Source organism: uncultured Oribacterium sp. (genome assembly GCF_902481605.1).
GTDB lineage: Bacteria > Bacillota > Clostridia > Lachnospirales > Lachnospiraceae > Oribacterium > Oribacterium sinus.
Map to the genome: position 1 here is coordinate 1 of NZ_CABSXI010000094.1, position 6,136 is coordinate 6,136.

Annotated in this window: 3 protein-coding genes; all 3 read left to right on the forward strand. The window is 42.2% G+C overall.

The features are described from left to right. The first annotated feature begins 573 nt into the window (after positions 1-573). The 3 genes from RDQ32_RS10520 (at position 574) to pckA (ending at position 5,924) form a co-directional block, all read left to right on the forward strand. A complete protein-coding gene (locus RDQ32_RS10520; protein WP_308580431.1) occupies positions 574-963 on the forward strand; it encodes a hypothetical protein in 390 nt (129 codons plus the stop codon). A 296-nt stretch (positions 964-1,259) separates the two neighbouring features. Further along, positions 1,260-3,968, forward strand: a complete 2,709-nt coding sequence (locus RDQ32_RS10525; protein ID WP_308580432.1) for a hypothetical protein — start codon at positions 1,260-1,262, stop codon at positions 3,966-3,968. 351 nt (positions 3,969-4,319) lie between these two features. Then, complete coding sequence (gene pckA / locus RDQ32_RS10530; protein WP_308580433.1) at positions 4,320-5,924, forward strand: phosphoenolpyruvate carboxykinase (ATP); 1,605 nt, start codon at positions 4,320-4,322, stop codon at positions 5,922-5,924. Positions 5,925-6,136: the final 212 nt, after the last annotated feature.

Below are 6,136 nucleotides of genomic sequence, written 5' to 3' on the forward strand. Positions count from 1 at the left end.
TGGCGGTCTATCTCTTGTTTTCGGTTGCTTGCTTCCTTACCGTACATGAGCATTGCTTGCCGGTTTCTCGTACCCCGTATTTATGCGGGCAAAGCTGTAATTTGTGGCTTGTCCGCTGGCGCTGCTCACTGTCCTTCCGAAGCAGCTCCGGGTTGAAGCAGCGTTCTGTGGGCAGCTTGCAAATCCAGGGCAATCTTTTACATTCGGCATATCACATTACTCTATTACATTCTATCGTTCATAGGATGCACTGGGAATGATGTGATAGGTGCTTCATCTTCATTTTATAATTCGCATAAGGAATTACGATTGAAACTAATTTGCAATTTGCTATAATTATAAATAAGAAATCGTGAATGTGAAGAATACAAAGTTTGATATGAATTGAAAAAGTAATTTGAGAAGTGTTGCTCTAAAGGTGTTTATCACTAGCTAATCTTATCTTGTATGGTGGGAAAGATAGAAAGGAGGGATAATTTCCAATTTATTAATGGTCAAGATGAAAGGGATAATTTAAAACATGAATTTAAACTTGGAAAATTAGTAGAGATTTTAATAAGGAGGAAAGGATTTATGAAATCTACGATTGATTATAAGATGACTTTATATGTATTCGTAGTTGGATGTGCTTGTATCGGAATCAGAATAGCCATGTCACCTTCCTTTCCCCAGACATTAGGATTTGCGATTGGTATTGGGCTATGTCTTGTTAGTGTGGCATTGACTGTTTGGGAGATTATTGAAGGTCACGGCTTTTTCTATGGATTTGCCGAGAATTGGAATGGATACGGCATTGTGAATAGTGGTTTTATTGCTGGAATGTCTGCATTCTTTTTTTCGAGAGATTGGCGATTTGGTATTATAATAGTGGCTGTGTTGAGCATTTGCACACTGATTGAACGATTTTGCATCCGGTATTCTATTTTGTTAATTAAGAATGCTCATAAAGACCATGGCAATTAAATTCTTTAGTACCATATTAATATATTTATGTTAATCTCAGCTTTGCTTATCATGGTAAAAAATATCCATAAAAATTAGGGAAGAGTCAGAAGCTCATAAATGGCGTAGCTACGCCATTTATGAGCTTCTGTTTTGTGGTTTAAAGTTTTGTAAAAGTTGTAGATATATTGACGATAGAAAAATAAAGAGTTAGTATAGACTAATATAAAATTAGTAAAATCTAATTGATATTTACTAATAAAAATATACAGGAAAAGGAAAACGAATTTTCCATTTTTAGCGACGAAGGAGGAAATATGGTACGAAAGGGATTTAAAAATCTGGCAATTGGGATGGCAGCGTGTATGATGCTTTCGCAAAACTTTCCCGCATTGGCTCTGGAGAATACGGAAGGCAAGTGGCAGATGGAGGAAAAGGCTTGGACCTTTGTGAATGCCAAGGGAGAAAAGCAGAAGGGATGGATTGTTTCCGAGGGAGCTTGGTATCTGCTGAAGGAAGACAGCGGAACACTGCAATCCGGCTGGTGGAAAAGTCCAAGCGGAAAATGGTTCTTCTTCCACACTGCTCATGACGGTTCCTTTGGAAAGCTCTGCGCAGGCTGGCAGTGGATTGACGGCTACTGCTATTATTTCGAGGATCAGGATTCTGCCCACTTAGGGGAATTGCTTACCGCGGGAACAAAGGATGGCTATTCCGTAGATGAAGATGGACGTTGGGTAGAGAACGGAAAGCCTGTTTATGAGCAGGGAAAAGGGCTTCTCTCCAAGGAAGACGGACAACAGGTTGCGGGAGTAAGTCGTAGTATTCCGGAAGTCCTAGGGGTAAATCGCAGCAACTCCGGCGGTTCCGGCAGGTCATCAGGGGGAAGCTCCGGAAGGAGTTTTGGAAGCGGTTCAGGCAGTGTAAGCAATTCTACAAACAATCAACAGTCTTCGACAGAAAAGCAGAAGGAGGACGCGGAGAAGAAGGCTCGGGAAGAAAAGGAAAAGAAAGAGCAGGAAAAGAAAGAGCAGGAAAAGAAAGAGCAGGAAAAGAAAGAGCAAGAAGAGCAGGAGAAAAAGGAAGTCTTTTCCGTATTGGAGAGAGAGCATAGCGGATTAGTCAATCTGGGATTTGACAAGTACATTGTACTCTCCTTTAAAGAGGGACGACCCGAGGATTACAAGGTAGAGGTGGATGGAACCGATATTACCGAAGCGTTAACGCCCATTGATACTGCCGGAAAGCTTTGGAAGTGGGAAAGTACGGTGGTTTCTCCCAAGAATCTGACGATTTCCAAGAAAGATGGCGGAGAAGAAAAAGAGATTCTGTCTTTAAATGCCGGAGAGGCCAAGGCGGCACCTGCAAGCTCCTTCGAAAGCTCCGGAGAGCTGTCTTTAGTCATAAAGGGAAAAGTTACGAAGGAAGAGTTAAATTATCCGTCCGTACAAGCAGGTAGGGAAAGAACCAAGGAAAGTAGAACTACCTTTGATTTAAGCGAGCAAGAAGAAAAGGGAATCCCTATTACCTATTATTTTAAAGCCTTTCCGGTGGATTATAAGGGAGAAAATAATGGAAAGCCCATCAAATATGAACTACTTGCTGAAACAGAAGAACAGAAAAAATGGTTTGAAAAGATTGATTCTATTTCCTCTTTGAGTGAAGGCAGTATTTACGGCTTGGGAAATAAAAATGCCTCTTTGAAATTTACGAAGGAAGCGGTGCATAAGACTAGGCATGGAGAGCTTGGTGTTGTGAATATTCCTGCAGGACAGGAGAACCTAAGGAGCAAGGGCTGGTATAAAGTGAAGATCCATTCCTCCTATGATGACAGTACATTGACCATTCCCTTGGAACTGGTTTCTCAGGATAAGTTGGTGTTACAACAGGCTCCGGAGAGTAGCACCCCGAAACAGGGTGAGACTATTCGCTTTATGGCAGAGGTTCCGGGAAGAATGTATCTCAGTGAGTTTGGAGAACCCTCCTCAAAATTAGTTTTAAAAAAGCCGGATGGTAGCAGTCAAAATCTGGAATATCTTAAAGACTTTTACTATTATGATGGGGCATTACTTCTTTATGGAAAGAGAAAGGACGAAGAAGGAAGTCTTCTCACCGATCAGGCAGGACAATATGTGCTTACGGTAAAGCTAAACGGATATGGAAAGATCAAGCAACGCTTTGAGGTTTTTGCCGGAGAAGCCAAAGAAGAGCAGGATGAAAAGGAAGAGAAGGCAAGACAGAAAGACGGGGAAAAAGACCGTGGCAGCTTTGATGCCATTTCCCATGCTACCTCTAGAGAGGTTCTTACGAAGAAAAAGCCGGACCTTTCCGATTTGCCAAAGCTTGGAGAAGGAGAGGATAAGTATTTAGCAGTATCCTATGATCTTTTAAGCAACGCTTTATTGCTTAGAGAGCTGGGAATTTCCAATCCGGATGCGAATCTGGTGGCAGCTCGTTTCCTTCGTTCCAGAGGGGACAAGTATTTTCTTCCCGAAGGAGGAGATCAGTTCTACGATTTTACCGGATATTTTGCAGCCTACAAAGAAAAAACGGCAAGGAGCATTGTAAGCTATTCTCCGTCAGAATATTTGAAAACCGCAGAAGCCATCAGAAAGGTTCCTTCTTCTCTTTATAGAGTCCTGGAGGACGGCTCTTTGTCCAAAGAGCTAAGAACAGAGTATCTTACGGGAGTAAAGCCGCCGAAGTTTACGGTTGGAGTGGCAAAGCCCGGAGAGGACATTGTGTTAGAGACCGAGGATAGAGAGTATTTGAAGGAAGGAGAGATTAAAGCTTACTTAGACAAACAAAGCTTTACAACAGAGATTAACTCTTCTTCCATGGAGATATTGGAAGAGGAGGGAAAACTGGTGATTTATCCTAAGGCCTTTAAAGGAAATGCAGAGGGAAAGCATACTCTGATTCTGGTGCGTAAGGGTTATCAAACTCTGGAGCTTCCCTTATCCTTTGAAGAAGCGGTAGAGAAGCTTCCGGAAGAAACGGTCAGTGCTTCCAATCTGTCCTCTTAAAAATAAGGACATTTGTCTAAGGTACGGAAACCCTATTGCGGACGGGATTTTCGAGATTCTTCATTACAGGAGAGATTTTAAGTTCCACAGCTATTGGTAATAGCGAGGCGTTTCATATCGCCTCGCTATTTTTATGCTATTTCGAAGAAAATTCCAAATATTTCTAAATTTAAAATCAAAATTTAAAAAAGAATTAAAGCAAAAATCATTAAGTAATTAAAAATAAAGCAATAAAAAAATGTAAAATTCAAGTGACTTTCCAAGGGAAGTATGTATAATAAGAACATTGAGCCTTGTATTTTTTTTCATACGAGAGGCTTGAAATTTTAAAAGAGTGAGAAGGAGACCACTATGGCAAATTTGGATTTAACACAATATGGCATTACAGGAACCACGGAAATCGTACATAACCCATCCTATGAGCTTTTGTTCCAGGAGGAAACCAGAGCGGATTTGGAAGGCTATGAAAAGGGACAGGTCAGTGAATTAGGAGCTGTTAACGTAATGACCGGTATTTACACCGGACGTTCTCCCCAGGATAAGTACATTGTCATGGATGAGAAATCCAAGGATACCGTATGGTGGACATCCGATGAATATAAGAACGATAACCATCCTGCGTCTCAGGAAGCATGGAACACTGCTAAGGAATTGGCAAAGAAGGAGCTTTCCAACAAGCGTTTATTTGTGGTGGATGCTTTCTGCGGAGCCAACAAGGACACCAGAATGGCAGTGCGTTTCATTGTGGAAGTAGCTTGGCAGGCACACTTTGTAACCAACATGTTCATTCAGCCCTCCAAGGAAGAGCTGGAGAACTTTAAGCCGGACTTCGTGGTTTACAATGCTTCCAAGGCGAAGATTGAAAACTACAAGGAGCTTGGCTTACATTCTGAAACTGCCGTTATGTTCAACATCAGCAGCAGAGAGCAGATTATTCTAAATACCTGGTACGGCGGAGAGATGAAGAAGGGTATGTTCTCCATGATGAACTACTTCCTTCCATTAAAAGGCATTGCTTCTATGCACTGTTCCGCAAATACGGATCTGAACGGAAAGCACACTGCAATCTTCTTTGGACTTTCCGGAACAGGAAAGACCACCCTTTCCACCGATCCTAAGAGACTCTTAATCGGAGATGACGAGCACGGCTGGGATGACAACGGTATCTTCAACTTCGAGGGTGGATGTTATGCTAAGGTCATCGACTTGGATAAGGATTCCGAGCCGGATATCTATAAGGCTATCCGCAGAGATGCATTGCTGGAAAATGTTACCATGGATGCGAATGGAAAGATTGATTTCAAGGACAAGAGCGTTACCGAGAATACTCGTGTGTCCTATCCTATCCAGCACATCGACAATATTGTAAAGCCTGTTTCCTCCGCACCTGCAGCGGAAAATGTTATTTTCCTTTCCGCAGATGCGTTCGGCGTACTGCCTCCTATCTCTATTCTTACAGAGGAGCAGACACAGTATTACTTCCTTTCCGGCTTTACTGCAAAGCTAGCAGGAACAGAGAGAGGAATCACAGAGCCCACCCCAACCTTCTCCGCTTGCTTCGGACAGGCTTTCTTGGAGCTTCCTCCAACAAAGTATGCAGAAGAGCTGGTTAAGCGTATGGAGAAGAGCGGCGCAAAGGCTTATCTGGTAAATACCGGATGGAACGGTTCCGGAAAGAGAATTTCCATCAAGGATACCCGTGGAATCATTGATGCCATCTTAAACGGAGATGTGGCTAAGGCTGAGACCAAGAAGATTCCATACTTCGACTTCGAAGTACCTGTAGCTTTACCCGGTGTAGATCCGAAAATCTTAGATCCAAGAGATACATACGCTGATGCAAGCCAGTGGGAAGAGAAGGCAAAGGACTTGGCAGGACGTTTCGCAAAGAACTTTAAGAAGTATGAGAGCTCTGAGGCAGGAAAGAAGCTTTCTGCAGCAGGCCCTAAGGCATAAGAATAGTACTATTGCTGATAACGAGGAGGGAGATTATTCTCCCTTCTCTTTTGTTATAGTGTAATGTGTACATAATAATCCTTTATCCTATTGGAGTACGCCTATTCTATAGATCTCTGTATGCTTGGAACGTTAGAGGTATTTCCGATAGTAGAAATAAAAACTCTTTATATTAAGGAGCTAAATTGAAAAAGTAAATTCCAGTGCAGAAG

Bases quoted from the DNA above. Each gene is read 5' to 3' on its own strand.
- RDQ32_RS10520 (WP_308580431.1), top strand. From the start codon at position 574: ATGAAATCTACGATTGATTATAAGATGACTTTATATGTATTCGTAGTT.
- RDQ32_RS10525 (WP_308580432.1), top strand. From the start codon at position 1,260: ATGGTACGAAAGGGATTTAAAAATCTGGCAATTGGGATGGCAGCGTGT.
- pckA (WP_308580433.1), top strand. From the start codon at position 4,320: ATGGCAAATTTGGATTTAACACAATATGGCATTACAGGAACCACGGAA.